This window comes from Micromonospora sp. URMC 107, from assembly GCF_051386315.1.
In the GTDB taxonomy this organism is placed as follows: domain Bacteria; phylum Actinomycetota; class Actinomycetes; order Mycobacteriales; family Micromonosporaceae; genus Micromonospora.
On the sequence record NZ_JBPQTK010000249.1, the window covers coordinates 1 to 3,232 of the forward strand.

Genomic DNA, 3,232 nt, shown 5'->3' on the forward strand with positions numbered 1-3,232 from the left:
GTCGCCTCCTCGTTGTGGGCCGGCAGCACCACGCTGACCCTGCTGTCGCCCTTGGCGCGCATCAGGCGCCGTGCCGGTGTCACCCCGCGTGTCGCCCGTGGCGCTCCGGTGGGCGGTGCGTTGGCGGGCGGCGCTTCAGGGCGCTGCGGTCAGCTCGCCCACCGGTGCGCCACCGACGCTCACGCCTGGGGCGCTGCCCGATCGCGGCTTCGGTCTCGCGGTGATCGTTTCCGGATCACCCGGGCGTGCGCCGTCGTTTCGGCCGGGCCGGCGTCAAATGATCTCGGGCGCCGTGGGGATGCGTGCCGGCGTCCGTCCGCCCCGTCCGTGTGGTCGTCGATCCGCTCGCCCCGCGTGGCCGGCCGGGCGCGACGACCGGGATGCTCCCCTTCGACCCCCGGTGGTCGCCTCGCCCAGCCGGGCGGACGCGAGGCAGGTGTGGGCACGGCTCGGGTGACCGGGGACGGCGACTGCGGTCCGCGGGTGGTCGGGTTCTCGGTCGGGGAGGGGTGGGCGCTCGGCTAGGCTGGCCGGCCGGAGGTGGTGGCGGGTGCGACAGGCAACGCCGGTGGCGACTGCGGCGGGACTGGTTGCGGGGTACGCCCTCGACGCGCTCCTCGGGGATCCCCGCCGGTACCACCCCGTGGCCGGCTTCGGCCGCGCCGCCGGGGCACTGGAGCGGCGGCTGTACCGCCCGGAGCGGCTCGCCGGAGCGGCGTTCACCGCGTTGGCGGTCGGCGCGCCGGTGCTGCTCGGGGTGGCCGCCACGGTCGCCACCCGACGCCGACCGGTGGCCCGGGCGGCCCTGGTCGCCGCCGGCGCCTGGACGGTGCTGGGCGGGCGCACCCTGCGGCACGAGGCCACCGTGATGGGGCGTGCACTGCGCGCCGGTGACCTCCCGGCGGCCCGGCAGCGGCTCGGCCACCTCTGCGGCCGCGACCCGTCCGCGCTCGACGAGCCCGAGCTGGCCCGCGCCACCGTGGAGTCGCTCGCCGAGAACACCTCGGACGCGGTCGTCGCCCCGCTGCTGTGGGGCGCCGTCGCGGGGCTGCCCGGCCTGCTCGGGTACCGCGCGGCGAACACCCTCGACGCGATGGTGGGCCACCGCTCGCCGCGCTACGCCCGGTTCGGCACCCCCGCCGCGCGCCTCGACGACCTGCTCAACCTGGCGCCCGCGCGACTGACGGGCCTGCTCACCGTCGCGGTCGCGCCTACCGCGCACGGCGACCGGGAGCGGGCGTGGCACGTGTGGCGCCGGGACCGCAACGACCACCCCAGCCCCAACGCCGGGCAGTGCGAAGCGGCGATGGCCGGCGCCCTCGGCGTACGGCTGGGCGGGCGCAACGTCTACTTCGGGCGCTCCGAGGTGCGCCCGTTCCTCGGCGACGGCCCTCGGCCCGAGGCGCGGCACCTCAAGCGGGCCGCCCGGATCTCGGGCGCGGTCGGGCTGGCCGCGCTCGGGCTGGCCGCCGCGTACCCGCTGACCCTCGGCCGGCTGGTGGGCGCCGCCGGCCGCCGGGCCGCGCACCGCGGTGTCCTCGGGCAGCGCGTTGTCCTACAGCGTGTCCTCCGACAGCGCCTCCTCGGGCGGGGCGTCCTGGGGCGCGTCGGCGTCGATCGGCCCGTCGTCGATCGGCCCGTCGTCGGGAGCGTCGTGGCGTCAGCGGGGCGGGGGAGTCAGCGGTGAGCGGCGGCCTGCTGGTCGCCGGCACCACCTCCGACGCCGGCAAGAGCGTGCTCACCGCCGGCATCTGCCGTTGGCTGCACCGCCGGGGCGTGAAGGTGGCGCCGTTCAAGGCGCAGAACATGTCCAACAACTCCGCCGTCGTCGTCGGCCCGGACGGCCGGGGCGGCGAGATCGGGCGGGCGCAGGCGATGCAGGCCGCCGCCTGCGGGCTCGCCCCCGACCTGCGGTTCAACCCGGTGCTGCTCAAGCCGGGCAGCGACCTGGCCAGCCAGGTGGTGCTGCTCGGCGAGGCGGTCGACACGGTCACCGCGGGCAACTTCCGCGAGCTGCGTCCCCGGCTCGCCGAGACGGCGTACGCGGCGCTGGCCGAGTTGCGGGCCGCGTACGACGTCGTGATCTGTGAGGGCGCCGGCAGCCCGGCGGAGATCAACCTGCGCGTCGGCGACTACGTGAACATGGGCCTGGCCCGGCACGCCGGCCTGCCCACGATCGTGGTCGGCGACATCGACCGGGGCGGGGTCTTCGCCTCGATGTTCGGCACCGTCGCCCTGCTGGACCCGGCCGACCAGGCGCTGATCGCCGGCTTCGTGATCAACAAGTTCCGGGGCGACCTCGGGCTCCTCCGGCCGGGGCTGGACATGCTGCGCCAGGTCACGGGCCGGCCGACGTACGGGGTGCTGCCCTGGGCGCTCGACCTCTGGCTCGACGCCGAGGACTCGCTCGCCTACGGTCGGGTGCTCGGTAGACCGGCCGCCCCGCGGGGCACCGACTGGCTGGACGTGGCCGTCGTCCGGCTGCCCCGGATCAGCAACGCCACCGACGTCGAGGCGCTCGCCACCGAGCCGGGCGTACGGGTCCGGCTCACCGTCGAGCCGGCCGAACTGGCCGCCGCCGACCTGGTCGTACTGCCCGGCTCGAAGTCGACCGTGGCCGATCTGGCCTGGCTGCGGCAGACCGGCCTGGCCGACGCCGTCCTGGCCCACGCGGCGGCGGGCAGGCCGCTGCTCGGCATCTGCGGCGGCTTCCAGATGCTGGCCCGGGCGATCCACGACCCGGTGGAGAGCCGGCAGGGGAGCGTGCCGGGGCTGGGCCTGCTGCCGATCGAGGTCACCTTCGACCCGCGCAAGACCGTCCGCCAGTCGGCTGGCACCGCCGGCGGCGACGTCCCGGTCCGCGGCTACGAGATCCACCACGGGTACGTCTCACACGCCGACCCGGCGCTGACCCCGCTGCTGACCTGCGCGGACGGCAGCGGCGAGGGTGCGGTGGCCGGTGCCGTGCACGGCACCCACTGGCACGGCGCCTTCGAGTCCGACGGGTTCCGCCGCCGGTTCCTGACCGAGGTGGCCCGGCTCGCCGGCCGGACCGGCTTCACGGTGGCCCCCGACACGGTCTTCGCCGCCGCCCGCGAGCGCTCCCTCGACCTGCTCGGCGACCTGGTCGAGGAGCATCTCGACACCGACGCCCTCTGGCGCCTCGTCGAGTCCGGCCCGCCCGCCGGCCTGCCCTTCATCCCACCGGGCGCCCCACCTCGCCCCTGAAACC

The 3,232-nt window shown here is 76.7% G+C and carries 2 protein-coding genes; both read left to right on the forward strand.

Annotation, left to right across the window (positions count from 1 at the left end; translation table 11 throughout):
• Positions 1–550: 550 nt before the first annotated feature.
• A complete protein-coding gene (locus tag ACSNN9_RS28195) occupies positions 551–1,687 on the forward strand; it encodes a cobalamin biosynthesis protein (RefSeq protein WP_436676343.1) in 1,137 nt (378 codons plus the stop codon).
• Complete coding sequence (locus tag ACSNN9_RS28200; protein ID WP_436676344.1) at positions 1,684–3,228, forward strand: cobyric acid synthase; 1,545 nt, start codon at positions 1,684–1,686, stop codon at positions 3,226–3,228. Before ACSNN9_RS28195 ends, ACSNN9_RS28200 begins: the two co-directional genes overlap by 4 nt.
• The last annotated feature ends 4 nt before the right edge of the window (positions 3,229–3,232 follow it).